Raw genomic sequence first — 25,129 nt, forward strand, 5'->3', positions numbered from 1 at the left:
ATAATACTTGAAATATGAAAAATGCGGTTTTTTGTTTTGAAAACCCTTTTTCTTTTTGTCTTATAAATAACATTGTATGCTGTTTATAAGATGTTAATAGATGTACTATAACGTTTGATTTGAGGGGTGAATCAGTTGACAGGTCAACTTGTTCAGTATGGACGACACCGCCAGCGCAGAAGCTATGCACGAATTAGTGAAGTTTTAGAATTACCAAATCTAATAGAAATCCAAACCTCTTCCTATCAATGGTTTCTAGATGAGGGATTGCGTGAAATGTTCCAAGATATTTCACCAATTGAAGATTTTACTGGCAACTTATCATTGGATTTTATCGACTACAGTTTAGGTGAACCAAAGTACTCTGTCGAGGAATCAAAAGAGCGAGATGTTACATATTCAGCACCATTGCGTGTAAAGGTTCGTCTTGTTAACAAAGAAACAGGGGAAGTAAAGGACCAGGATGTATTCATGGGTGATTTCCCACTTATGACAGAGACTGGTACGTTTGTAATTAACGGTGCAGAACGTGTAATCGTATCACAGTTAGTTCGTTCTCCAAGTGTTTACTATAATGGTAAATTAGATAAAAACGGTAAAAAAGGATTTACTGCTACTGTAATTCCAAACCGTGGTGCTTGGCTAGAGTACGAAACAGACGCGAAGGATGTAGTGTATGTGCGTATTGACCGTACACGTAAACTTCCAATAACAGTATTATTGCGTGCGTTAGGATTTGGATCCGATCAAGAGATTCTTGACTTAATCGGGGACAATGAATACTTGCGAAATACTCTTGAAAAAGATAACACAGAAGGTACGGAGAAAGCTCTTTTAGAAATTTATGAGCGTTTACGTCCTGGTGAGCCGCCTACTGTTGAAAATGCGAAAAGTCTATTGGTGTCAAGATTCTTTGATCCAAAGAGATATGACTTAGCAAATGTAGGTAGATATAAAATTAATAAAAAGCTTCATATCAAAAATAGATTGTTCGGCCAACGTTTGGCAGAAACACTTGTGGACCCTGAAACAGGCGAAATTATCGCAGAGAAGGGTACTCTTTTAGACAGACGTGCATTGGACCGTATCATTCCTAACTTGGAAAATAACATCGGCTTTAAAACTCTTAACCCATACGGTGGCGTTTTAGAAGATGATGTAACAGTTCAATCTGTTAAAATCTATGCACCAATTGATGATGGAGAAAAAGAAATTAACGTTATTAGCAATGCATATGTAGAGGAAGCTGTTAAAAACATCTCTCCTGCAGATATCATTTCATCAATCAGTTATTTCTTTAACCTGCTTCATGGTGTTGGTCTGACAGATGATATCGACCACTTAGGTAACAGACGTCTGCGTTCTGTTGGGGAATTGCTTCAAAACCAATTCCGCATCGGTTTATCAAGAATGGAGCGTGTAGTTCGTGAAAGAATGTCTATTCAGGATACAAACACGATTACTCCGCAACAATTGATTAATATCAGACCTGTTATTGCGTCTATTAAAGAATTCTTCGGAAGCTCACAGCTTTCACAGTTCATGGACCAAACAAACCCGCTTGCTGAGTTGACTCATAAACGTCGTTTATCTGCATTGGGACCTGGTGGTTTGACACGTGAACGTGCTGGCTTCGAAGTTCGTGATGTTCACTACTCTCACTATGGACGTATGTGTCCAATTGAAACTCCAGAGGGACCGAACATTGGTTTGATCAACTCCTTGTCTTCATTTGCGAAAGTGAACCGTTTTGGTTTCATTGAAACGCCGTATAGACGTGTAGATGCAGAGACAGGCCAAGTAACGAATCATATCGATTACTTGACTGCTGATGAGGAAGACAACTATGTTGTTGCCCAAGCGAATTCTCGCCTTGGCGATGACGGTTCTTTCCTAGATGAGGAAGTAGTTGCACGTTTCAGAGGGGAAAACACTGTTGTTAAACGCGATCGCATCGACTATATGGATGTATCTCCTAAACAGGTTGTGTCTGCAGCGACAGCATGTATTCCGTTCTTAGAAAATGATGACTCGAACCGTGCCCTTATGGGAGCGAACATGCAACGTCAAGCTGTGCCTTTGATGCAGCCGGAAGCTCCAAGAGTAGGTACTGGAATGGAATATGTTTCTGGTAAAGACTCAGGTGCTGCTGTTATCTGTAAGCATGAAGGTATTGTTGAACATGTTGAAGCACGTGAAGTGTGGGTAAGAAGAGTTACTGTTATTGACGGTCAAGAAGTTAAAGGTAACTTAGATAAATATAGAATGCTTAAATTCATTCGTTCTAACCAAGGAACTTGCTACAACCAAAGACCTATTGTAGCTGTTGGAAACAGAGTAACAAAAGGTGAAATCCTTGCTGACGGACCTTCTATGGAATTGGGAGAACTGGCTCTAGGAAGAAACGTTCTTGTTGCCTTCATGACATGGGATGGCTATAACTATGAAGATGCCATCATCATGAGCGAACGCCTTGTTAAAGACGATGTGTATACATCTATTCATATTGAAGAATATGAGTCAGAGTCTCGTGATACGAAACTAGGACCTGAAGAAATTACACGTGACATTCCAAACGTTGGGGAAGATGCTCTTCGCAACTTGGATGACCGCGGAATTATCCGTGTTGGTGCTGAAGTGAAAGATGGAGACCTTCTTGTTGGTAAAGTAACTCCAAAAGGAGTAACAGAACTTACTGCAGAAGAGCGTCTACTTCATGCAATCTTCGGAGAAAAAGCACGTGAAGTGCGCGATACAAGTCTTCGTGTACCACACGGCGGCGGCGGAATTGTCCACGACGTGAAGGTGTTTAACCGTGAAGACGGAGATGAACTGCCACCAGGTGTTAACCAGCTTGTACGCGTTTATATCGTACAAAAACGTAAAATCCATGAAGGAGATAAAATGGCGGGACGTCATGGTAACAAAGGGGTTATTTCCCGAATCTTACCTGAAGAAGATATGCCATATCTACCTGATGGTACACCTGTTGATATCATGTTAAACCCACTTGGGGTTCCATCTCGTATGAACATCGGTCAGGTTCTTGAGCTGCACTTAGGTATGGCAGCACGAAGCTTGAATATCCATGTTGCATCACCTGTATTTGATGGTGCTCGTGAGGAAGATGTTTGGGAAACAATTAGAGAAGCTGGAATGGCTCAAGATGCTAAAACAGTTCTTTATGATGGACGTACAGGTGAACCGTTTGATAACAGAGTATCTGTCGGTGTCATGTACATGATTAAACTTGCACACATGGTTGATGATAAGCTTCATGCTAGATCAACTGGTCCTTACTCTCTTGTTACGCAGCAGCCATTGGGCGGTAAAGCGCAATTCGGCGGACAGCGTTTCGGTGAGATGGAGGTTTGGGCACTTGAAGCATACGGTGCGGCTTATACTTTGCAAGAGATTCTTACTGTTAAATCAGATGACGTAGTTGGTCGTGTGAAAACATATGAAGCCATTGTAAAAGGTGAGAATGTACCTGAACCAGGTGTTCCTGAATCATTCCGTGTATTAATGAAAGAGCTTCAAAGCTTAGGATTGGATGTTAAAATCCTATCCAGCACAGAAGAAGAAATAGAAATGCGAGATACAGAAGATGATGATGATATTCAACAAGCTGAATCTCTAACAATAGCACCAGATGCACAAGAGCCTGAATCAGAAAAAGTAGGCATGCAAGAGTAACTTGACGCAATTTTGGAGGGAGGCTGACGCTAGTGAAAAGGGGTCAGCCTTCCTAAATTAAACACGTATTAGCAAATGTATGTAGGGCTTAGCCTGAAGATCAAAAGGGAGGTAGGACCCTTGTTGGATGTAAACAATTTTGAATTTATGAAAATAGGTTTGGCTTCACCGGACAAAATCCGTTCATGGTCATTTGGTGAGGTAAAAAAACCTGAAACAATTAACTATAGAACTTTAAAACCAGAAAAAGACGGCTTATTCTGTGAGCGTATTTTTGGTCCTACAAAAGACTGGGAATGTCATTGTGGGAAATACAAGCGTGTAAGATATAAAGGTGTAGTCTGTGACCGTTGTGGTGTAGAGGTAACTCGCGCTAAAGTACGCCGTGAGCGTATGGGTCATATTGAACTAGCAGCACCTGTTTCTCACATTTGGTACTTCAAAGGCATCCCTAGCCGTATGGGTCTTGTATTGGATATGTCACCACGTGCTTTAGAAGAAGTTATCTACTTTGCTTCATATGTAGTGACAGACCCAGGTGATACTGCACTTGAAAAGAAACAGCTTCTTTCTGAAAAAGAATTTCGCGCTTACCGCGACAAGTACGGTGTTAAATTCCAAGCATCTATGGGTGCTGAGGCAATTAAAAAGCTTCTTTCAGACATAGATTTAAACAAGGATGTAGAAGGCTTAAAAGAAGAGTTGAAAACAGCACAAGGCCAACGCCGTACACGTGCAATTAAAAGACTGGAAGTTCTAGAAGCATTCCGCGGTTCAGGCAATGAGCCTTCTTGGATGATCCTAGATGTGCTTCCTGTTATTCCTCCAGAATTGCGCCCGATGGTTCAATTGGATGGTGGACGTTTTGCAACATCTGACCTTAACGATCTATATCGCCGTGTAATCAACCGTAATAATCGTCTGAAAAGATTATTAGATTTAGGTGCTCCAAGCATCATTGTTCAAAACGAAAAACGCATGCTTCAAGAAGCAGTAGATGCGCTTATCGATAATGGTCGCCGTGGCCGTCCGGTTACAGGACCAGGTAACAGACCGCTTAAATCTCTTTCTCATATGCTTAAAGGGAAACAAGGTCGTTTCCGTCAAAACTTGCTGGGTAAACGTGTTGACTACTCAGGTCGTTCTGTTATCGTAGTTGGACCGAACTTGAAAATGTATCAGTGCGGACTTCCAAGAGAGATGGCACTAGAATTATTCAAGCCTTTCGTTATGAAAGAATTGGTTGAAAAAGGTTTGGCGCATAACATTAAATCTGCTAAGCGTAAAATCGAAAGAGTACAACCAGAAGTATGGGATGTCTTAGAAGAAGTTATCAGAGAGCATCCAGTATTGCTTAACCGTGCACCGACATTGCACAGACTTGGTATCCAAGCGTTTGAACCTACTCTAGTAGAAGGTCGCGCTATCCGTTTGCATCCACTTGTTTGTACAGCATATAACGCTGACTTCGATGGTGACCAAATGGCTGTCCATGTTCCATTATCTTCTGAAGCACAAGCTGAAGCTAGATTGCTTATGCTCGCTGCTCAGAACATCTTGAACCCTAAGGATGGAAAACCGGTTGTTACACCGTCACAGGATATGGTTCTAGGTAACTATTACTTGACTCTTGAAAGAGAAGGCGCTGTTGGTGAAGGTATGATCTTCAATGATACGAGCGAGGCGCTGTTAGCATACCAAAACGGTTATGTTCATTTACACACTCGTGTTGCTGTACGTGCAAGCTCTTTGAATAACCAAACATTCACTGAAGAGCAAAACAATCAGCTATTATTAACGACTGTAGGGAAATTAGTATTCAACGAAATTCTTCCTGAATCTTTCCCATACATTAACGAACCAACAAAAGCTAATCTTGAAGAAAAGACTCCAGAAAGATTCTTCGTGGAGCAAGGCACAGATGTGCGTGCAGCGATTCAAGCAATGCCAATCATTGAGCCGTTCAAGAAGAAAATACTTGGAAATATTATCGCGGAAGTATTCAAGCGATTCAAAATCACTGAAACTTCTAAGATGCTTGATAGAATGAAGGATCTTGGCTTCAGACACTCCACAAAAGCTGGTATCACAGTTGGGGTTGCAGATATCGTCGTTCTTGGTGAAAAACAAGAAATTATCGATGAAGCACAAGGTAAAGTAGACAATGTTATGAAGCAATTCAGACGTGGTCTAATCACAGAAGAAGAGCGTTATGACAGAGTAATTTCGATTTGGAGTTCCGCTAAGGATGTTATCCAAGCGAAACTGATGAAATCATTGGATAAACGAAATCCAATCTTTATGATGAGTGATTCCGGTGCCCGTGGTAACGCATCTAACTTTACACAGTTAGCTGGTATGCGCGGATTGATGGCCAACCCGGCTGGTAGAATTATCGAGTTACCTATCATCTCAAGTTTCCGTGAAGGATTAACAGTATTGGAATACTTCATTTCAACACATGGTGCTCGTAAAGGTCTTGCCGATACAGCACTTAAAACAGCGGATTCTGGTTACTTGACTCGCCGTCTTGTTGACGTAGCACAAGATGTCATTGTCCGTGATGATGACTGTGGTACAGACAGAGGCTTGCTTGTTGCAGCACTTAAAGAAGGCACAGAAATCATTGAGCCGTTGGATGAGCGTCTAATTGGACGTTATGCAAGAAGACCAATCAGACATCCAGAAACAAATGCAGTTATTGTAGCAGAAAATGAGCTTATCACAGAAGATCTTGCTGTTGAAATCGTAGCTGCTGACATTAAAGAAGTGTGGATTCGCTCTGCATTCACATGTAACACTCGCCATGGCGTATGTAAAAAATGTTACGGACGCAACCTTGCAACTGGCCAAGAAGTTGAAGTTGGTGAAGCAGTTGGTATTATTGCTGCCCAATCTATCGGTGAGCCAGGAACTCAGTTGACAATGCGTACATTCCATACAGGTGGGGTTGCTGGAGACGATATCACACAAGGTCTACCTCGTATTCAAGAGATTTTTGAAGCGCGTAACCCTAAAGGTCAGGCTGTTATTACAGAAATGGCAGGGGTTATTGTCGGAATCAACGAAGGAAGAGACCGTCAGCATGAGATTGTAGTTCAAGGTGAACTTGAAACAAGAACGTATACTGCACCATATACTGCAAGACTTAAAGTGAAGATTGATGATAGAGTTGAACAAGGTCAAGAATTGACTGAGGGTTCTATCGATCCGAAAGAATTAATTAAAGTGAAGAACGTTACTGCAGTACAAGAGTATCTTCTTCGCGAAGTTCAAAAAGTTTATCGTATGCAAGGGGTTGAAATTGGAGATAAGCACGTTGAGGTAATGGTTCGCCAAATGCTTCGTAAAGTGCGCGTAGTTGATGCTGGTGAAACAGAAGTATTGCCAGGCACGCTATTAGATATTCACCAATTTACTGATGCAAACGCAAAAGCTTTAAGAGAAGGTAAACTACCTGCAACTGGAAGACCAGTATTGCTAGGTATTACAAAAGCATCTCTTGAAACTGATTCATTCCTATCTGCAGCATCATTCCAAGAAACTACAAGAGTTCTTACAGATGCAGCTATTAAAGGTAAACGTGATGAATTGCTTGGATTGAAAGAGAATGTTATCATTGGTAAACTTGTTCCAGCAGGTACAGGTATGCCTAGATACCGTCATGCAGAACCAATTACTGTGGACGAAACAACAGAAGAATCTGTTCCAGTTGAGTAATTTACTGGTATAAAACAATGAATTCCAATAGGCAAGGTCTAATAAGTGTAACTGTAAGTTAGATCTTGCTGTTGGTCCATTGTAAGTAATATTTAATTTTTTTGGGAAAAGAATTGACATCTATTTTCATAGATGATACTATATCAAAGGTGCTCCTATTCACCTGTTGCTTTGGAGGATATCTTATGTCTTATGAAAAAGTATCACAGGCCAAAAAAATAGTAGTAGGAACAAAGCAAACAGTAAAAGCGTTAAAGGCTGGGAAAGTAGCAGAAGTAGTAGTTGCTGAAGATGCAGATCCATTTATAATTGGAAAGGTAACTGAAGCTGCCAATGAAGCGAACATCCCAATCATACTTGTGGATTCCATGATGAAGCTCGGCAAATCATGTGGTATAGAAGTAGGCGCAGCAACTGTTGCCATAAATAATTAAAAACTGTTTTTATGGATTTGAACCATGAAAACTTTGTTTTTGCCCTAATATGAACCACCTGGATGTGTGGACTTCAAACATAAATGGAAGGGAGGAAAATTAAATGCCAACTATTAACCAATTAGTGCGCAAGCCTCGTCAATCTGCTCAAGAGAAGTCGAAGTCTCCTGCGTTAAACAAAGGTTATAACAGCTTCAAAAAAACACAAACTGATGTATCTTCACCTCAAAAACGCGGGGTATGTACTCGTGTTGGTACAATGACACCGAAAAAACCAAACTCAGCGTTGCGTAAATATGCTCGTGTACGTTTGACTAACGGTATCGAGGTTACAGCTTACATCCCAGGAATTGGTCACAACCTACAAGAACACAGCGTTGTACTAATCCGTGGAGGACGTGTAAAAGACTTACCAGGGGTACGTTACCATATCGTACGTGGTGCTCTTGACACAGCTGGTGTTAACAACCGTATGCAAGGTCGTTCTAAATACGGTACTAAAAAACCAAAAGCAGCAAAAAAATAATAAACAAATAATATAACAATTGGTTGAAAGGAGGAAATCAAATGCCACGTAAAGGTCCTGTAGCAAAAAGAGACGTATTACCAGATCCAATATACAATTCTAAACTTGTATCTCGTTTGATTAACAAAATGATGATAGATGGTAAGAGAGGTAAATCTCAAGCTATCCTATACTCAGCTTTTGATATCGTTGCACAACGTTCTGGACAAGAGGCTATCGAAGTATTCGATCAAGCTCTTAAGAACATCATGCCAGTACTTGAAGTTAAAGCACGCCGTGTTGGTGGTTCTAACTATCAAGTACCAGTGGAGGTTCGTCCAGACAGACGTACTACTTTAGGTCTTCGCTGGTTAGTTAACTACGCTCGTCTTCGCGGTGAGAAAACGATGGAAGAGAGATTAGCTAACGAAATTCTTGATGCAGCTAACAACACTGGTGCATCAGTTAAAAAGCGTGAAGATACACACAAAATGGCAGAAGCAAACAAAGCGTTTGCTCACTATCGTTGGTAAGATCAAAAATCTAAAAAATACTTTCTTATGGAAGGAGAAAAACCAATGGCTAGAGAGTTCTCCTTAGAAAATACTCGTAATATCGGCATCATGGCTCACATCGATGCTGGTAAAACGACTACAACTGAGCGCGTACTTTACTATACTGGTCGTATCCACAAAATTGGTGAAACTCACGAAGGTGCATCTCAAATGGACTGGATGGAGCAAGAACAAGAACGTGGTATCACGATCACATCTGCAGCAACAACTGCACAATGGAAAGGTAATCGTGTAAACATTATCGATACTCCAGGACACGTAGACTTCACTGTTGAAGTTGAACGTTCTCTTCGTGTATTAGATGGTGCTGTAGCAGTATTGGATGCACAGTCTGGTGTTGAGCCTCAAACTGAAACAGTTTGGCGTCAAGCAACAACTTACGGTGTACCTCGTGTTGTATTTGTTAACAAAATGGATAAAATCGGAGCTGACTTCCTTTATTCATTAAAAACTTTGCATGACCGTCTTCAAGCTAATGCTCATGCAATTCAACTTCCAATCGGTGCTGAAGATCAATTCGAAGGCATTATTGACCTAGTTGAAATGAAGGCAACGTTCTATGGTAATGACCTTGGAACAGATATTGAAGATAGAGAAATTCCTGAAGAGTACAAAGATCTTGCTGAAGAATACCGTGAAAAATTGGTTGAAGCAGTAGCAGAACTTGATGAAGACTTAATGGAAAAATATCTTGGTGGAGAAGAAATTACTAAAGAAGAATTGAAAGCTGCAATCCGTAAAGGAACTGTAAACGTTGAATTCTATCCAGTAATTTGTGGATCTGCCTTCAAAAACAAAGGTGTTCAAAAAATGCTTGATGCAGTAATTGATTACTTGCCTTCTCCATTAGACGTACCAGCAATTAAAGGTACAATTCCTAATTCAGAAGAAGAAGTAACAAGACCATCAAGTGATGATGAGCCATTCGCTGCATTGGCGTTTAAAGTTATGACTGACCCTTATGTTGGTAAATTAACTTTCTTCCGTGTTTATTCTGGTACATTGAGCTCAGGTTCTTACGTACAAAACTCTACTAAAGGTAAGCGTGAGCGTGTAGGACGTATCCTACAAATGCATGCTAACAGCCGTGAAGAGATTACAGAAGTACATGCTGGAGACATCGCTGCAGCTGTTGGTTTAAAAGATACAACAACTGGAGATACTCTATGTGATGACAAAAACCTAGTAATTCTAGAGTCTATGGAATTCCCAGAGCCAGTTATTGAATTGTCTATTGAACCAAAATCAAAAGCTGACCAAGATAAAATGACAACAGCTCTACAAAAACTACAAGAAGAAGATCCTACATTCCGTGCGCATACTAACCAGGAAACTGGACAAGTAATCATCGCTGGTATGGGTGAGCTTCACTTGGATATTTTAGTAGACCGTATGCGTCGTGAATTCAAGGTTGAAGCTAATGTTGGTGCTCCTCAGGTTGCATACCGTGAAACATTCCGTTCTTCTGCTGCAGTTGAAGGTAAGTTCTCACGTCAATCTGGTGGACGCGGACAATACGGCCATGTTTGGATCGAATTCGCTCCAAACGAAGAAGGTAAAGGCTTCGAATTCGAAAATGCTATCGTCGGTGGTGTTGTTCCTCGTGAATACATCGCACCAGTTCAAGCTGGTCTAGAAGATGCATTAGAAAGAGGAGTACTTGCAGGTTACCCATTGGTAGACATTAAAGCTAAATTGTTTGATGGATCATACCATGATGTTGACTCATCTGAAATGGCGTTTAAAATTGCCGCTTCTATGGCGCTTAAAAATGCTGCTTCAAAATGTAACCCTGTAATTCTTGAGCCAGTAATGAAAGTTGAAGTAATCATCCCTGAAGAATACATGGGTGATATCATGGGTAACATCACTTCTCGCCGTGGACGCGTAGAAGGAATGGAAGCTCGTGGTAACGCACAAGTAGTTCGTGCGATGGTTCCACTTTCTGAGATGTTTGGATATGCTACAACTCTACGTTCTAGCACACAAGGTCGTGGTGTGTTCTCAATGACATTTGACCACTACGAAGAAGTGCCAAAATCAATCTCTGAAGAGATCATCAAAAAAAATAAAGGGTAATGATTGATTTTACCTTTTCAATGAAGTATAACTACTATGTAAGCAATAAAGCTGTGATATAAATATCACAGCTCCCATACTTAATTTTTACAAATCAAAGGAGGATTTTCCTAATGGCAAAAGCTAAATATGATCGTTCAAAGCCCCATGTAAATATCGGAACTATTGGTCACGTTGACCATGGTAAAACAACTCTAACAGCTGCTATCACTACTGTACTTGCTAAAGCAGGCGGTGGGGAAGCTAAAGGTTACGACCAAATCGACGCAGCTCCTGAAGAGCGCGAGCGTGGAATCACAATCTCAACTGCACACGTTGAGTACGAAACTGCTACTCGTCACTATGCACACGTTGACTGCCCAGGACATGCTGACTATGTTAAAAACATGATCACTGGTGCTGCACAAATGGACGGCGGTATCCTAGTTGTTTCTGCAACTGATGGTCCAATGCCACAAACTCGTGAGCACATCCTATTGTCTCGCCAAGTTGGTGTACCTCACCTAGTTGTATTCTTGAACAAATGTGACATGGTTGATGACGAAGAGCTTCTTGAACTAGTTGAAATGGAAGTTCGCGACCTTCTTTCTGAGTATGAGTTCCCTGGTGATGACATTCCAGTTATCAAAGGTTCTGCTCTTAAAGCTCTTGAAGGTGAAGCAGAGTGGGAAGAAAAAATCAACGAGCTTATGGCTGCAGTTGATGAGTACATCCCAACTCCAGCTCGTGACACTGAAAAACCATTCATGATGCCTGTTGAGGACGTATTCTCAATCACAGGTCGTGGTACAGTTGCTACTGGACGTGTTGAGCGTGGACAAGTTAAAGTCGGTGACGTTGTAGACATCATCGGTCTTGCTGAAGAGAAAAAATCTACTACTGTAACTGGTGTAGAAATGTTCCGTAAATTGCTTGATTATGCTGAAGCTGGTGACAACATTGGTGCACTTCTTCGTGGGGTTGCTCGTGAAGATATCCAACGTGGTCAAGTATTGGCTAAACCAGGCACAATTACTCCACACGTAAAATTCAAAGCTGAAGTTTACGTATTGTCTAAAGAAGAAGGTGGACGTCATACTCCATTCTTCACAAACTACCGCCCACAGTTCTACTTCCGTACAACTGATGTAACTGGTATCTGCAACCTTCCTGAAGGTGTAGAAATGGTTATGCCTGGCGACAACATCGAAATGGATGTTGAATTGATTTCTTCTATCGCTATCGAAGAAGGTACTAAGTTCTCTATCCGTGAGGGTGGACGTACTGTAGGCGCTGGCGTAGTTGCTACAATCGTTGAATAATAACCTTTAAAATAAACGGGCCGGTCTATCCGGCTCGTTTTTATTTAGAAATAACGAAAGTGATCTTAGTTTCTTCTATATATATGATGTAATTTTGTTATTTATTATTCTACATAATTATTGAAGAATAGATTGTAATTTTATGACTATTCATTAATGGGTTGAAATATAACGATAGTCGCTGTATAATAATCAAAGTGTACAAAACGTAAAAAGAAAAATAATTTAAGTATTGCTTTTCTTAGAATGTTTATGTATAATAGACAATGTTGGTCTTTGACTGCGATGATGCAGAAGGTTGCTGACACACCCGGCCGCTTTGCCATGGCGAGTGTGTGGGAAATTTCTGCGGAGAATGTCTATTTTAAAATAGGCGAAAAGGAGGGAAAATAATGGCAAAACAAAAAATCCGTATCCGTTTAAAAGCGTATGATCACAAGATTTTAGATCAATCTGCTGAGAAAATTGTTGAAACTGCAAAACGTTCTGGTGCTGCTGTATCTGGACCTATTCCGTTACCAACTGAAAAGTCTATATACACAATCCTACGTGCGGTTCATAAATATAAAGATTCTCGTGAGCAATTTGAAATGCGTACGCACAAACGTCTAATCGATATTGTGAACCCAACACCACAAACTGTTGATTCATTAATGCGTTTGGATTTACCATCAGGTGTAGATATCGAAATTAAACTTTAATTGAAATAAATATATAACTATCAGGAGGTGTGACTGAAATGACCAAAGGAATCTTAGGAAGAAAAATTGGTATGACTCAAGTTTTTGCTGAAAACGGCGATCTTATCCCGGTAACAGTAGTTGAAGCTGCTCAAAACGTTGTACTTCAAAAGAAATCTGTTGAAACAGACGGCTATGAAGCTGTTCAAATCGGTTTCGAAGATAAACGTGAAAAGTTGTCTAACAAACCTGAAAAAGGACACGTTGCTAAAGCAAACACTGCTCCTAAGCGCTTCGTTCGTGAATTGCGAGAAGTTAGCTTAGCAGAGTACGAAGTTGGTCAAGAAGTCAAAGTAGACGTATTCGCTGAAGGCGATATCGTTGATGTTACAGGAATATCTAAAGGTAAAGGTTTCCAAGGCTCTATCAAGCGCCACGGACAATCACGCGGGCCAATGGCTCACGGTTCTCGCTACCACCGTCGCCCAGGTTCAATGGGTCCAGTAGCTCCAAACCGTGTATTCAAAGGTAAAGCATTACCAGGACGCATGGGCGGAGAGCAAGTAACTGTTCAAAACCTAGAAATCGTTAAGGTTGATGTTGAGCGTAACCTTCTATTGATTAAAGGTAACGTACCAGGAGCTAAAAAAGCTCTATTAAAAGTAAAAAGTGCTGTTAAAGCATAATTAGTAATCCGGAAAGGAGGAAACAAGAATGCCTAAAGTTGCATTATTCAACCAAGACGGTACTCAAGCTGGAGATATCGAATTAAAGGATTCTGTATTCGGTATCGAGCCTAACAACCACGTTCTTTTCGAAGCAGTTGTTATGCAAAGAGCTTCTTTACGTCAAGGTACACATAAAACAAAAATTCGTTCTGAGGTTGCTGGTGGTGGCCGTAAGCCATGGCGCCAAAAAGGCACAGGACGTGCACGTCAAGGTTCTATCAGATCTCCGCAATGGCGTGGTGGTGGAACAGTGTTTGGACCAGTTCCACGTAGCTACAGCTACAAATTGCCTAAAAAGGTACGCAGACTAGCAATCAAATCTGCACTTTCTACTAAAGTATTAGAAGAAAGCATTTTAGTATTGCAAAGCCTTGCTTTCGATGCACCAAAAACAAAAGAATTCAAAACTGTTTTAGGTAATCTTTCTGTAGAGAAGAAAGCACTTATCGTAACAGCTGACCTAGATGAGAACGTAGCATTATCTGCTCGTAACATCCCTGGAATCACTGTTGTATCTGCTTCTGATGTTACAGTATTAGATGTATTAAATCATGATAAATTAATCATGACGAAAGCAGCAGTTGAAAAAGTAGAGGAGGTGCTTGCATAATGGATGCACGCGATACTATTAAGCGCCCCGTTATCACAGAACGTTCTACTGACTTAATGGCTGAGAAAAAATATACGTTTGAAGTTGATGTTAGAGCTAACAAAACTCAAGTTAAAGATGCTGTAGAAGAAATCTTTGGCGTTGAAGTTGAGAAAGTAAACATCATGAACTACAAAGGTAAGTTCAAGCGTATGGGCCGTTTCGGAGGCTACACTAACAAACGTCGTAAGGCAATTGTTAAACTAACAGCTGACAGCAAAGAAATCGAATTTTTCGAAGCTTAATATATAACTGAGAAGAGGAGGGAACACAAATGGCGATTAAAAAATACAAACCTACCTCTAATGGTCGACGCAACATGACTTCTTCTGACTTTAGTGAAATCACTACAAGTACTCCAGAAAAATCATTGCTTGCTCCTTTACACAGAAAAGGCGGCCGTAATAACCAAGGTAAGTTAACTGTTCGTCATCAAGGTGGAGGCCATAAGCGTCAATATCGTGTGATTGATTTCAAACGTGACAAAGATGGCATTCCAGGACGCGTTGCTACAATTGAGTATGATCCAAACAGATCTGCTAACATCGCGTTAATCAACTATGTAGACGGTGAAAAACGCTACATTCTTGCACCAAAAAATCTAGAAGTTGGCTTAGAAGTAATGTCAGGACCAGAGGCTGATATCAAGCCAGGTAATGCACTTCCACTAGCTAACATTCCAGTGGGTACTGTTATCCACAACATCGAATTAAAACCAGGTAAAGGCGGACAATTGGTTCGTTCTGCAGGTACTTCTGCACAAGTACTTGGTAAAGAAGGTAAATACGTACTTGTACGTTTAAATTCTGGTGAAGTTCGTCTAGTTCTTGCTACTTGCCGTGCGTCAATCGGTCAAGTTGGTAACGAACAACACGAATTAATCAAGATTGGTAAAGCAGGTCGCTCTCGCTGGTTAGGCAAACGCCCAACTGTTCGTGGATCTGTAATGAACCCTAACGACCATCCACACGGTGGTGGTGAAGGACGCGCTCCAATCGGACGTAAATCACCAATGTCTCCTTGGGGTAAACCAACTCTTGGTGCTAAAACTCGCAAGAAGAAAAACAAATCAGATAAATTTATCGTACGTAGCCGTAAAAAATAACGGGGTTGAACTACGGTTCATAATAAGAACCGTAGAACAATCACGAAGGGAGGTTCAATCATGGGTCGCAGCTTAAAAAAAGGGCCTTTTGTTGATGATCATTTACTAACAAAGATCGAAAAATTAAGTGAGTCTGATAAGAAACAAGTTATCAAAACTTGGTCTCGTCGTTCTACTATCTTCCCACAATTCATCGGTCAAACAATCGCTGTTTATGATGGTCGTAAGCATGTACCTGTTTACATCACTGAAGACATGGTAGGTCACAAACTTGGAGAATTCGCTCCATCCCGTACTTACAAAGGTCATGCAAGTGACGATAAGAAAACAAGACGTTAATGAGAGGAGGGCATTCACATGCAAGCTAAAGCTGTTGCAAATACAGTTCGTATTGCTCCTCGTAAAGCTCGTTTAGTCGTAGATTTAATTCGAGGTAAGCAAGTAGGTGAAGCAGTATCAATTTTGAAGTTAACTCCAAAAGCTGCTTCTCCTATCGTTGAAAAAGTTCTAAAGTCTGCTATTGCAAATGCAGAGCATAACTACGAAATGGATATCAATAACCTAGTGGTTGAGCAAGCATACGTTAACGAAGGACCAACACTTAAACGTTTCCGTCCACGTGCGATGGGTCGTGCAAGTCAAATCAACAAACGTACTAGCCACATCACTATCGTTGTATCAGAAAAGAAGGAGGGGTAATCAGTGGGTCAAAAAGTAAATCCAGTCGGTTTGCGTGTCGGGATCATCCGTGATTGGGAATCTAAATGGTACGCAGGCAAAGACTATGCTGATCTTTTACACGAAGACCTTAAAGTACGTGAGTACATTACAAAACGTTTAAACGACGCTTCTGTTTCTAAAGTAGAAATCGAACGTGCTGCTAACCGTTTGAATGTTACTGTTCACACTGCTAAACCAGGAATGGTTATCGGTAAAGGTGGTACAGAAGTTGAAGCTTTACGCAAAGCTTTAAACTCACTTACTGGCAAACGTGTACACATCAATATTCTTGAAATTAAAAGAGCGGACATGGATGCAAAACTAGTTGCTGAGAACATTGCTCGTCAATTAGAAAACCGTGTATCTTTCCGTCGCGCTCAAAAACAAGCTATCCAACGTTCAATGCGTGCGGGTGCTAAAGGTATCAAAACTATGGTATCAGGTCGTCTAGGCGGAGCAGATATCGCTCGTTCTGAGTCTTATAGTGAAGGAACTGTTCCTTTGCATACTCTACGTGCTGACATTGATTACGCTACAGCAGAAGCAGATACTACTTATGGTAAATTAGGCGTTAAAGTTTGGATCTATCGTGGAGAGATCCTTCCAACGAAGAAGAAAACTGAGGAAGGAGGCAAATAATAATGTTACTACCTAAACGTGTTAAATACCGTCGTGTACACCGTGGAAAAATGCGCGGTCAAGCAAAAGGCGGCACAGAAGTAACTTTCGGTGAATACGGTCTACAATCTTTAGAAGCATCTTGGATTACTAACCGTCAAATTGAATCCGCTCGTATCGCGATGACTCGTTACATGAAACGTGGCGGTAAAGTTTGGATTAAAATTTTCCCACATAAGCCTTACACTGCAAAGCCTCTAGAAGTCCGCATGGGTTCCGGTAAGGGTGCTCCAGAAGGTTGGGTAGCAGTTGTTAAGCCTGGTAAAATTATGTTCGAAATTGCTGGTGTTTCTGAAGAGATCGCTCGTGAAGCACTTCGCCTTGCATCACACAAGCTTCCAGTAAAATGTAAGTTTGTAAAACGTGAAGAAATTGGTGGTGAAACTAATGAAAGCTAATGAAATTCGTGACCTTACCACTGCAGAAATTGAACAAAAAGTTAAATCTTTAAAAGAAGAGCTTTTCAACCTTCGCTTTCAATTAGCGACAGGACAACTTGAAAATACAGCTCGCATTCGTGAAGTACGCAAAGCGATTGCTCGCATGAAAACAGTAATTCGTGAAAGAGAAATCGGCGTCAATAATCGATAACGTGAGAGGAGGTTCGTATGATGAGCGAACGCAATCAACGCAAAGTCTATACTGGCCGTGTTGTTTCTGACAAAATGGATAAAACCGTTACTGTTGTTGTTGAAACGTACAAAAAACACCCACTATATGGCAAACGCGTGAAATACTCTAAAAAGTATAAAGCTCACGATGAGCAAAATACAGCTAAAATTGGCGATGTTGTACGTATTATGGAAACACGTCCATTATCAGCTACAAAACGTTTCCGTCTTGTAGAAGTAGTAGAAAAAGCAGTTATTATCTAATTGTTCGGAATAAGCTTCATCCCGAAGGGAGGTTACACACATGATTCAACAAGAATCACGTTTGAAAGTTGCTGACAACTCTGGTGCTCGTGAAGTACTAACTATTAAAGTTCTTGGTGGTTCAGGCCGCAAAACTGCTAATATCGGTGATATCATCGTTGTTACTGTGAAACAAGCAACACCAGGTGGCGTTGTTAAAAAAGGTGACGTAGTAAAAGCAGTAGTAGTAAGAACAAAGAGTGGTGTACGCCGCGCAGACGGTACTTACATTCGTTTCGATGAAAACGCATGTGTAATTATCCGTGATGATAAGAGTCCACGTGGAACTCGTATCTTTGGACCAGTTGCTCGCGAACTTCGCGATAACAACTTCATGAAGATTGTATCATTAGCTCCAGAAGTACTATAAATCATAAATTCAATTGCCTTTAAGGAGGTGCGAAAAGATGCATGTTAAAAAAGGTGACAAAGTAATGGTCATCTCTGGTAAGGATAAAGGCAAAACTGGTGTAGTTCTTGCAGCGTTCCCTAAAAAGAGCCGTGTGCTAGTTGAAGGAGTAAACATTGTTAAGAAACACAACAAGCCATCCCAGTTGAATCCACAAGGTGGAATCAATGACCAGGAAGCAGCTATTCATGTATCCAACGTTATGCCTATCGATCCTAAAACAGGTGAACCTACACGTGTAGGATCTACATCTGTTGATGGTAAAAAAGTACGCGTAGCGAAAAAATCCGGTGAAATTCTAGATAAATAGTTTAAAAAAGAAGGGAGGTACTATGAATGAACCGCCTAAAAGAAAAGTACACAAAAGAAACTGTACCTGCTCTTATGAGCAAGTTCAACTATAAATCTGTAATGCAAGTTCCAAAGCTTGAGAAAATTGTTATCAACATGGGTGTTGGTGAAGCAGTTGCAAATGCTAAAGCATTGGACATTGCAGTAGAAGAATTGACAGTAATTTCTGGTCAAAAGCCAGTAATCACTCGTGCAAAGAAATCTATCGCAGGCTTCCGTCTACGTGAAGGTATGCCAATCGGTGCGAAAGTTACACTTCGTGGAGAACGCATGTATGAGTTTTTCGATAAACTAGTATCTGTTTCTCTACCACGTGTTCGTGACTTCCGCGGTGTTTCTAAGAAATCTTTTGACGGCCGTGGAAACTACACTCTAGGTGTTAAAGAACAATTGATCTTCCCTGAAGTTGATTACGATAAAGTAAACAAAGTTAGAGGTATGGATATTGTTATCGTTACTACAGCTAACACTGATGAAGAAGCTCGTGAATTATTAACTCAATTTGGAATGCCGTTCCAAAAGTAATCTCTAATTAGAGGGAGGCGTAAATGTGGCTAAGAAGTCAATGATTGCGAAACAAAAACGCACGCCTAAATATAAAGTACAAGAATATACTCGCTGCGAACGCTGCGGACGTCCACATTCTGTGTACCGTAAATTTAAGCTTTGCCGTATTTGTTTCCGTGAATTAGCATATAAGGGACAAATTCCTGGTGTGAAAAAAGCTAGCTGGTAAAACCCCATTATGGGAAGGAGGTTAAAACAATGGTTATGACAGATCCAATTGCAGATTTGCTTACAAGAATCCGTAATGCGAATATGGTACGTCACGAAAAATTAGAGGTACCTGCTTCTAATGTGAAAAAAGAAATCGCTGAAATCTTGAAGCGTGAAGGTTTCATCCGTGATGTTGAATATATTGAAGATAACAAACAAGGAATCATCCGCATTTTCCTTAAATACGGTTCTAGCAACGAGCGTGTAATTACTGGACTTAAACGTATTAGTAAACCTGGTCTTCGCGTATATGCGAAAGCAACTGAAGTACCACGCGTACTAAACGGTCTTGGAATCGCACTAGTTTCTACTTCTCAAGGAGTACTTACTGATAAAGAAGCTCGCGCTAAACAAGTTGGCGGAGAAGTTTTAGCATACGTTTGGTAATATAGGTTTAAATGAATGGAGGTGCAACTAAATGTCTCGTGTAGGTAAAAAACCAGTCGAAGTACCAGCAGGCGTTACAGTTACTATTGATAACAGTACTGTAACGGTTAAAGGTCCTAAAGGCGAATTAACTCGTACTTTTAACTCTGATATCGCAATCAACGTTGAAGAGAACGTGATTAACGTTACTCGTCCTTCAGATGCGAAGGAACATCGTGCATTGCACGGAACAACTCGCGCTTTGTTATCTAACATGGTGGAAGGTGTTTCTAAAGGCTTTGAAAGAGGTCTTGAACTAATCGGTGTAGGTTACCGTGCTCAAAAACAAGGAAACAAACTTGTTCTTAACGTAGGTTACTCTCACCCAGTTGAGATCGAACCAGAAGCAGGAATCGAAATCGAAGTTCCTTCTGCAACTAAAGTAGTTGTAAAAGGTACTAGCAAAGAGCGCGTTGGAGCACTTGCTGCTAACATCCGTGACGTTCGCCCACCAGAGCCTTACAAAGGTAAAGGTATTCGTTACGAAGGCGAATTCGTACGTAGAAAAGAAGGTAAAACAGGTAAGTAATGCCGGATAGGTAAACGAAAGGAGTGACCTGAATGATTACGAAGGCTGACAAGAATGAAACCCGTAAAAAAAGACACGCACGTGTGCGTTCTAAACTAAGCGGTACTCAAGCTCGTCCTCGTCTAAATGTGTTCCGTTCAAACAAACACATTTACGCTCAACTTATTGATGATGTTAATGGCGTAACAATCGCTAGCGCATCTACTTTAGATAAAGAGCTTAACTTAGAATCTGCTAGCAACCTTGATGCTGCTGTTAAGATCGGTGAATTAGTAGCTAAACGTGCTGTAGAAAAAGGTGTTAAATCAGTTGTTTTTGACCGCGGTGGATATTTATATCATGGTCGCGTAAAAGCTTTAGCTGATGCTGCTCGTGAGAACGGCTTAGAATTTTAATAGTCAAAGGAGGGACAAAAATAGATGCGTAGTCGTAGTATTGATCCAAACAAACTTGAACTTGAAGAACGCGTTGTTACTATCAACCGTGTAGCGAAAGTTGTTAAAGGTGGACGTCGTTTCCGTTTCTCTGCACTTGTAGTAGTTGGAGATAAAAACGGCAATGTTGGTTTTGGTACTGGTAAAGCTCAAGAGGTACCAGATGCAATCCGCAAAGCAGTTGAAGATGCGAAGAAAAATCTTGTGGAAGTACCTATGGTTGGTACAACAATCCCACACGAAATTATCGGACATTTCGGTGCTGGTGAAATCTTGCTAAAACCTGCTTCTGAAGGTACTGGTGTTATCGCTGGTGGTCCAGTACGTGCAGTGCTTGAGTTAGCTGGTGTTGCTGATATCCTATCTAAATCTTTAGGTACAAACACACCAATTAACATGGTTCGTGCAACTTTAGACGGTTTAAAACAATTAAAACGTGCTGAAGACGTAGCGAAGTTACGTGGTAAATCAGTAGAAGAACTGTTAGGATAAGGAGGGAAATTAGATGGCAAACAAACTGGAAATTACCCTCACTAAAAGCGTTATTGGTCGTCCTCAAGACCAACGCGAAACAGTTAAAGCGTTAGGTTTGCGTAAAGTAAACCAAACAGTACAACAACAAGATAATGCTGCTATCCGCGGCATGATCACTAAAGTATCACATTTAGTATCTGTTAAAGAAAACTAAAAATCATTCTTCTTCAATAAGGAGGTGCCAATATGAAACTTCATGAATTAAAACCTGCAGAAGGTTCTCGTAAAGAACGTAAGCGTGTCGGTCGTGGTATCGGTTCAGGTACTGGTAAGACTGCTGGTAAAGGTCATAAAGGTCAAAATGCACGTTCAGGTGGGGGTGTAAGACTAGGATTTGAAGGTGGTCAAACTCCTTTATTCCGTCGTTTACCAAAACGTGGTTTTACAAACATCAACCGTAAAGAATACGCAATTGTTAACCTTGATGTTCTTAACCGTTTCGAAGATGGAGCAGAAGTGACTCCAGAACTTCTTATCGAAACTGGAATCGTGAGCAACGAGAAAGCAGGAATTAAGATTCTTGCAAATGGCAAAGTTGAGAAAAAGCTTACTGTTAAAGCACATAAATTCTCCTCTGCTGCAAAGGAAGCTATTGAAGCTGCCGGCGGTCAAACTGAGGTGATTTAATGTTTCAGACAATCTCCAATTTTATGCGCGTGGGTGAAATAAGACGTAAAATCATATTCACCCTATTAATGTTGATTATATTCCGTATCGGTACTTTCATACCGGTACCTTATGTAAATGCAGAGTTTTTACAAGCGCAGGATGCTTTTAGTGCCTTCGGTATTCTAAATACATTCGGCGGCGGCGCGCTTAGCAACTTTTCTATACTTGCTATGGGGATTATGCCATATATCACAGCATCTATCATTGTCAGCTTGCTGCAGATGGATGTTGTACCTAAGTTCACTGAATGGTCTAAACAAGGTGATGCTGGTCGACGTAAGTTAACTCAATTTACTAGATACTTCACTATCGTCTTAGGCTTCATTCAGGGCTTTGGAATGTCTTATGGTTTCAATAACCTTGCAGGTGGTGCTTTGATTACTAATCCTGGATTTAGTTCCTACTTGGTAATCTCTGTTGTGTTAACAGCAGGAACTGCTTTCTTGATGTGGCTTGGGGAACTAATCACGTCAAAAGGTGTTGGTAATGGTATATCTATTATCATCTTTGCTGGGATAGCTGCTGGAATTCCAAATATCGCTAACCAAATTTATGCACAACAGTTTGAAAACCCTGGTGATCAATTATTCTTGCGCATTGCTACAGTGCTTCTAATTCTAGTTGCAGTGGTAGCTCTTGTAGTTGGAGTAATCTTCATCCAGCAAGCACTTAGAAAGATCCCAATTCAATATGCGAAAAGAATGACAAATGGAAACAGCTCGGTTGGAGGACAATCTACACATCTTCCGCTAAAGGTTAACTCTGCTGGAGTTATCCCGGTTATTTTCGCGGTTTCATTCTTGGTTACTCCAAGAACAATCGCATCATTCTTTGAGCAAAATGCTGTAACAACTTGGATACAAAAAGTATTCGACTACACGCATCCTATTGGAATGGTTATCTATACAGTATTAATTCTTGCATTCACTTATTTCTATGCTTTTATCCAAGTTAATCCTGAACAAGTTTCAGAGAACTTGAAAAAGCAAGGTGGATACATTCCAGGTATCAGACCAGGAAAAAGTACGCAAGAATATTTGACTCGTGTTCTTTACCGTTTAACATTAGTCGGTGCATTATTCTTGGCTGTTATTGCCATTCTTCCAGTGTTCTTTATCAACATTGCCGGGTTACCGCAATCTGCGCAAATTGGTGGAACGAGTCTACTAATCGTAGTCGGTGTTGCACTGGAAACAATGAAGCAGTTAGAATCCCAGCTAGTTAAACGTCACTATAAAGGATTTATAAAATAACATATAATTTTAGGGGACTCTTGTCCCTTGAATTTTATGTGCAAGACTTTATTTAGGGGGGAATACGCATGAATTTAGTCTTAATGGGGCTCCCTGGCGCAGGCAAAGGTACACAAGCCGAGAAGATTGTCGAGAAATATGGCATCCCTCATATCTCAACTGGTGATATGTTCCGTGCTGCAATGAAAGATGAAACAGAGCTTGGACTAAAAGCAAAATCATTTATGGATAAAGGTGAATTGGTTCCTGATGAAGTTACTATCGGGATCGTTCGCGAAAGACTTAGTAAGGATGATTGTGAAAAGGGTTTTCTTCTAGACGGATTCCCTCGTACTGTTCCACAAGCTGAAGCTTTAGAATCCATTTTGTCTGATTTAGAAAAAAGACTTGATTATGTAATCAATGTTCAAGTCGATCAAGAAATATTAATGGAAAGACTGACAGGACGCCGTATTTGTAAGTCTTGCGGAGCGACATACCATTTGGTGTTCAACCCGCCTGCTAAAGAAGATACATGCGATCGCTGTGGCGGTGAGTTATATCAACGCGCAGATGATAATGAAGCTACTGTCAAAAACCGTTTGGATGTTAACATCAAACAATCTCAACCATTACTTGATTTTTATGAGTCAAAAGGCTACTTGAAAAACTTCAATGGCCAACAAGATATTTCAAAAGTATTCTCAGATCTGGATGAATTACTAAGTACTCTTAAGTTATCCTAAATTCATAAAACACTTTTGCTTAGACTAATCTGAATCTAGCATGGACTTAAATCAGAGAATAAAATAGAAGAATTGGGATGAAATGGCTAAGGAGTTTATTCCTAAACATGATGCATTTCCTTTTTTCAAAAGGTATAATAATTCCTATGGTTATATCTGTAACAAATAAAGCATAAATATGAATTTTAATGTTTATGTGAGTTAGAAGAATAATCAATTTATGATAATTGGTGCAGAGTATTTTGGATTTCATGGTAGCTCCGCTTGAATTGCTTTTTTATCTAGTAGTGAAGAAGGTAACTATTATTCTTTCTATTATGGACATAAGGTATAGGACCAGGTGTGCGCAATCGGTAATCCCTCTTTATTTTAATATCGGAATGCGAAGATCTTTACGGCATTTCATGTAGCGATTGTGTATGTGATGCGAAAAATACGGTTAGACTCTTGAAGAAGTGTCCATGCTATTTTTTTTGCAGTAATTAACAAAAGCAGTGAAACAGCCGCAGTTAGCACTTTGCTAGTGTTTTTATATTACCCTGTTAGCAAGAAATATTACTTTTAATATAGCTTTATAACGGAGTGTAAAAGCAATATTAGCTGTGTTGGTGGTCACATTGGTCGATTCTGATGGAAGTTTATAATTTTTATTATTAATTTGTCATTATTAGCGGACGAAGGTTTAACATTGTGTTATAATCAATTAGTTGCAGTTATATGACGAATTAGTATATTATAGAGCAGTTCAGAGTAGTTGATGTACACCGATCGTGTTACAAAAGAGAGAACTACACTTTGCTATATTTAGTTTAAAGTATTTCGCATTTTAAAATGAAGGGAGAATTTATTCGATGGCTAAAGACGATGTAATCGAAATTGAAGGCACAATCACTGAAACTTTGCCGAACGCCATGTTTAAGGTAGAATTAGAAAATGGTCATACTGTATTGGCTCACGTTTCTGGTAAAATTCGTATGCATTTTATCCGCATTTTACCTGGTGATAAAGTAACGGTTGAGTTATCTCCATATGACTTGACTCGCGGAAGAATCACTTACCGCTTTAAATAATCTGATTGCACTCCGTACTATCAAGGAGGTTAGGATAATGAAAGTTAGACCATCTGTTAAACCTATCTGCGAAAAATGCAAAGTTATCCGCAGACGTGGGAAAGTTATGGTTATCTGTGAAAACCCTAAACATAAACAAAAACAAGGTTAATAATAAGGAGGTGCGCA

General features: G+C 40.3%; 32 protein-coding genes. All 32 read left to right on the forward strand.

The annotated features are described in order from the left end of the window. Positions 1-135: 135 nt before the first annotated feature. The 32 genes from rpoB (at position 136) to rpmJ (ending at position 25,112) form a co-directional block, all read left to right on the forward strand. Positions 136-3,696 carry a DNA-directed RNA polymerase subunit beta gene (rpoB, locus tag L8T27_RS00665; RefSeq protein WP_233318664.1) on the forward strand — a complete coding sequence of 1,187 codons (3,561 nt, stop codon included), beginning with the start codon at positions 136-138 and terminating at the stop codon, positions 3,694-3,696. 120 nt (positions 3,697-3,816) lie between these two features. Continuing rightward, complete coding sequence (gene rpoC, locus L8T27_RS00670; protein WP_233318666.1) at positions 3,817-7,416, forward strand: DNA-directed RNA polymerase subunit beta'; 3,600 nt, start codon at positions 3,817-3,819, stop codon at positions 7,414-7,416. A 185-nt stretch (positions 7,417-7,601) separates the two neighbouring features. Further along, positions 7,602-7,850, forward strand: coding sequence for a 50S ribosomal protein L7ae-like protein (locus L8T27_RS00675; RefSeq protein WP_233318668.1), 249 nt, complete (start codon positions 7,602-7,604; stop codon positions 7,848-7,850). A 103-nt stretch (positions 7,851-7,953) separates the two neighbouring features. Then, on the forward strand, positions 7,954-8,376 hold the full coding sequence (rpsL, locus tag L8T27_RS00680) for a 30S ribosomal protein S12 (RefSeq protein ID WP_233318670.1): 423 nt from the start codon (positions 7,954-7,956) through the stop codon (positions 8,374-8,376). Between the two features lie 41 nt (positions 8,377-8,417). Beyond that, on the forward strand, positions 8,418-8,888 hold the full coding sequence (rpsG, locus tag L8T27_RS00685) for a 30S ribosomal protein S7 (protein ID WP_127742395.1): 471 nt from the start codon (positions 8,418-8,420) through the stop codon (positions 8,886-8,888). 45 nt (positions 8,889-8,933) lie between these two features. Further along, the gene (fusA, locus tag L8T27_RS00690; RefSeq protein WP_233318672.1) at positions 8,934-11,009 is read left to right on the forward strand and encodes an elongation factor G; all 2,076 of its coding nucleotides are present in this window, start codon (positions 8,934-8,936) and stop codon (positions 11,007-11,009) included. A gap of 113 nt (positions 11,010-11,122) precedes the next feature. After that, the gene (gene tuf, locus L8T27_RS00695) at positions 11,123-12,310 is read left to right on the forward strand and encodes an elongation factor Tu (protein WP_233318674.1); all 1,188 of its coding nucleotides are present in this window, start codon (positions 11,123-11,125) and stop codon (positions 12,308-12,310) included. 392 nt (positions 12,311-12,702) lie between these two features. After that, positions 12,703-13,011 (forward strand): 30S ribosomal protein S10, encoded by a 309-nt coding sequence (gene rpsJ, locus L8T27_RS00700; RefSeq protein ID WP_233318676.1) that lies wholly within the window; start codon positions 12,703-12,705, stop codon positions 13,009-13,011. 38 nt (positions 13,012-13,049) lie between these two features. Continuing rightward, on the forward strand, positions 13,050-13,676 hold the full coding sequence (rplC, locus tag L8T27_RS00705; RefSeq protein ID WP_233318678.1) for a 50S ribosomal protein L3: 627 nt from the start codon (positions 13,050-13,052) through the stop codon (positions 13,674-13,676). A 28-nt stretch (positions 13,677-13,704) separates the two neighbouring features. Continuing rightward, positions 13,705-14,328, forward strand: coding sequence for a 50S ribosomal protein L4 (gene rplD / locus L8T27_RS00710; protein ID WP_233318680.1), 624 nt, complete (start codon positions 13,705-13,707; stop codon positions 14,326-14,328). After that, positions 14,328-14,612 (forward strand): 50S ribosomal protein L23, encoded by a 285-nt coding sequence (rplW, locus tag L8T27_RS00715; protein WP_144458335.1) that lies wholly within the window; start codon positions 14,328-14,330, stop codon positions 14,610-14,612. Before rplD ends, rplW begins: the two co-directional genes overlap by 1 nt. A 29-nt stretch (positions 14,613-14,641) precedes the next feature. After that, positions 14,642-15,472 carry a 50S ribosomal protein L2 gene (gene rplB / locus L8T27_RS00720; RefSeq protein ID WP_233318682.1) on the forward strand — a complete coding sequence of 277 codons (831 nt, stop codon included), beginning with the start codon at positions 14,642-14,644 and terminating at the stop codon, positions 15,470-15,472. Between the two features lie 60 nt (positions 15,473-15,532). Continuing rightward, positions 15,533-15,811, forward strand: coding sequence for a 30S ribosomal protein S19 (gene rpsS / locus L8T27_RS00725; RefSeq protein WP_233318684.1), 279 nt, complete (start codon positions 15,533-15,535; stop codon positions 15,809-15,811). An 18-nt stretch (positions 15,812-15,829) separates the two neighbouring features. Continuing rightward, positions 15,830-16,171 carry a 50S ribosomal protein L22 gene (gene rplV / locus L8T27_RS00730; RefSeq protein WP_233318686.1) on the forward strand — a complete coding sequence of 114 codons (342 nt, stop codon included), beginning with the start codon at positions 15,830-15,832 and terminating at the stop codon, positions 16,169-16,171. A gap of 3 nt (positions 16,172-16,174) precedes the next feature. Continuing rightward, entirely contained in the window at positions 16,175-16,831 is a 657-nt protein-coding gene (rpsC, locus tag L8T27_RS00735) for a 30S ribosomal protein S3 (RefSeq protein WP_127742415.1), read from the forward strand. A 2-nt stretch (positions 16,832-16,833) separates the two neighbouring features. Beyond that, the gene (gene rplP, locus L8T27_RS00740; RefSeq protein WP_127742417.1) at positions 16,834-17,268 is read left to right on the forward strand and encodes a 50S ribosomal protein L16; all 435 of its coding nucleotides are present in this window, start codon (positions 16,834-16,836) and stop codon (positions 17,266-17,268) included. Further along, complete coding sequence (rpmC, locus tag L8T27_RS00745) at positions 17,258-17,461, forward strand: 50S ribosomal protein L29 (RefSeq protein ID WP_003351417.1); 204 nt, start codon at positions 17,258-17,260, stop codon at positions 17,459-17,461. Before rplP ends, rpmC begins: the two co-directional genes overlap by 11 nt. Positions 17,462-17,481: 20 nt before the next feature. Next, positions 17,482-17,745 carry a 30S ribosomal protein S17 gene (gene rpsQ / locus L8T27_RS00750; protein ID WP_233318739.1) on the forward strand — a complete coding sequence of 88 codons (264 nt, stop codon included), beginning with the start codon at positions 17,482-17,484 and terminating at the stop codon, positions 17,743-17,745. A gap of 40 nt (positions 17,746-17,785) precedes the next feature. Next, entirely contained in the window at positions 17,786-18,154 is a 369-nt protein-coding gene (rplN, locus tag L8T27_RS00755) for a 50S ribosomal protein L14 (RefSeq protein WP_016204567.1), read from the forward strand. A 37-nt stretch (positions 18,155-18,191) separates the two neighbouring features. Beyond that, entirely contained in the window at positions 18,192-18,503 is a 312-nt protein-coding gene (rplX, locus tag L8T27_RS00760) for a 50S ribosomal protein L24 (RefSeq protein WP_233318690.1), read from the forward strand. A 26-nt stretch (positions 18,504-18,529) separates the two neighbouring features. Continuing rightward, on the forward strand, positions 18,530-19,069 hold the full coding sequence (rplE, locus tag L8T27_RS00765; RefSeq protein ID WP_233318692.1) for a 50S ribosomal protein L5: 540 nt from the start codon (positions 18,530-18,532) through the stop codon (positions 19,067-19,069). A 25-nt stretch (positions 19,070-19,094) separates the two neighbouring features. Then, a complete protein-coding gene (gene rpsN / locus L8T27_RS00770) occupies positions 19,095-19,280 on the forward strand; it encodes a 30S ribosomal protein S14 (protein ID WP_009499044.1) in 186 nt (61 codons plus the stop codon). Positions 19,281-19,309: 29 nt separating this feature from the next. Then, the gene (gene rpsH / locus L8T27_RS00775; RefSeq protein WP_233318694.1) at positions 19,310-19,708 is read left to right on the forward strand and encodes a 30S ribosomal protein S8; all 399 of its coding nucleotides are present in this window, start codon (positions 19,310-19,312) and stop codon (positions 19,706-19,708) included. A gap of 31 nt (positions 19,709-19,739) precedes the next feature. Continuing rightward, positions 19,740-20,276, forward strand: coding sequence for a 50S ribosomal protein L6 (gene rplF, locus L8T27_RS00780; protein WP_233318696.1), 537 nt, complete (start codon positions 19,740-19,742; stop codon positions 20,274-20,276). Positions 20,277-20,308: 32 nt separating this feature from the next. Then, complete coding sequence (rplR, locus tag L8T27_RS00785) at positions 20,309-20,671, forward strand: 50S ribosomal protein L18 (protein ID WP_233318698.1); 363 nt, start codon at positions 20,309-20,311, stop codon at positions 20,669-20,671. A gap of 24 nt (positions 20,672-20,695) precedes the next feature. Further along, complete coding sequence (gene rpsE / locus L8T27_RS00790) at positions 20,696-21,202, forward strand: 30S ribosomal protein S5 (protein ID WP_233318700.1); 507 nt, start codon at positions 20,696-20,698, stop codon at positions 21,200-21,202. Positions 21,203-21,215: 13 nt separating this feature from the next. Beyond that, positions 21,216-21,398, forward strand: a complete 183-nt coding sequence (rpmD, locus tag L8T27_RS00795; RefSeq protein WP_233318701.1) for a 50S ribosomal protein L30 — start codon at positions 21,216-21,218, stop codon at positions 21,396-21,398. A 32-nt stretch (positions 21,399-21,430) separates the two neighbouring features. Then, the gene (rplO, locus tag L8T27_RS00800; protein ID WP_233318703.1) at positions 21,431-21,871 is read left to right on the forward strand and encodes a 50S ribosomal protein L15; all 441 of its coding nucleotides are present in this window, start codon (positions 21,431-21,433) and stop codon (positions 21,869-21,871) included. Beyond that, entirely contained in the window at positions 21,871-23,166 is a 1,296-nt protein-coding gene (gene secY, locus L8T27_RS00805; protein WP_233318704.1) for a preprotein translocase subunit SecY, read from the forward strand. The genes rplO and secY overlap by 1 nt, the downstream gene beginning before the upstream one ends. A 68-nt stretch (positions 23,167-23,234) precedes the next feature. Then, a complete protein-coding gene (locus L8T27_RS00810; RefSeq protein WP_237940539.1) occupies positions 23,235-23,891 on the forward strand; it encodes an adenylate kinase in 657 nt (218 codons plus the stop codon). A gap of 851 nt (positions 23,892-24,742) precedes the next feature. Continuing rightward, positions 24,743-24,961 carry a translation initiation factor IF-1 gene (gene infA / locus L8T27_RS00815; RefSeq protein ID WP_016204578.1) on the forward strand — a complete coding sequence of 73 codons (219 nt, stop codon included), beginning with the start codon at positions 24,743-24,745 and terminating at the stop codon, positions 24,959-24,961. A gap of 37 nt (positions 24,962-24,998) precedes the next feature. Next, positions 24,999-25,112, forward strand: coding sequence for a 50S ribosomal protein L36 (gene rpmJ / locus L8T27_RS00820; protein ID WP_000868344.1), 114 nt, complete (start codon positions 24,999-25,001; stop codon positions 25,110-25,112). Positions 25,113-25,129: the final 17 nt, after the last annotated feature.

The sequence above is a fragment of the Niallia sp. Man26 genome (assembly GCF_022049065.2).
Classification (GTDB): Bacteria; Bacillota; Bacilli; order Bacillales; family Cytobacillaceae; genus Niallia.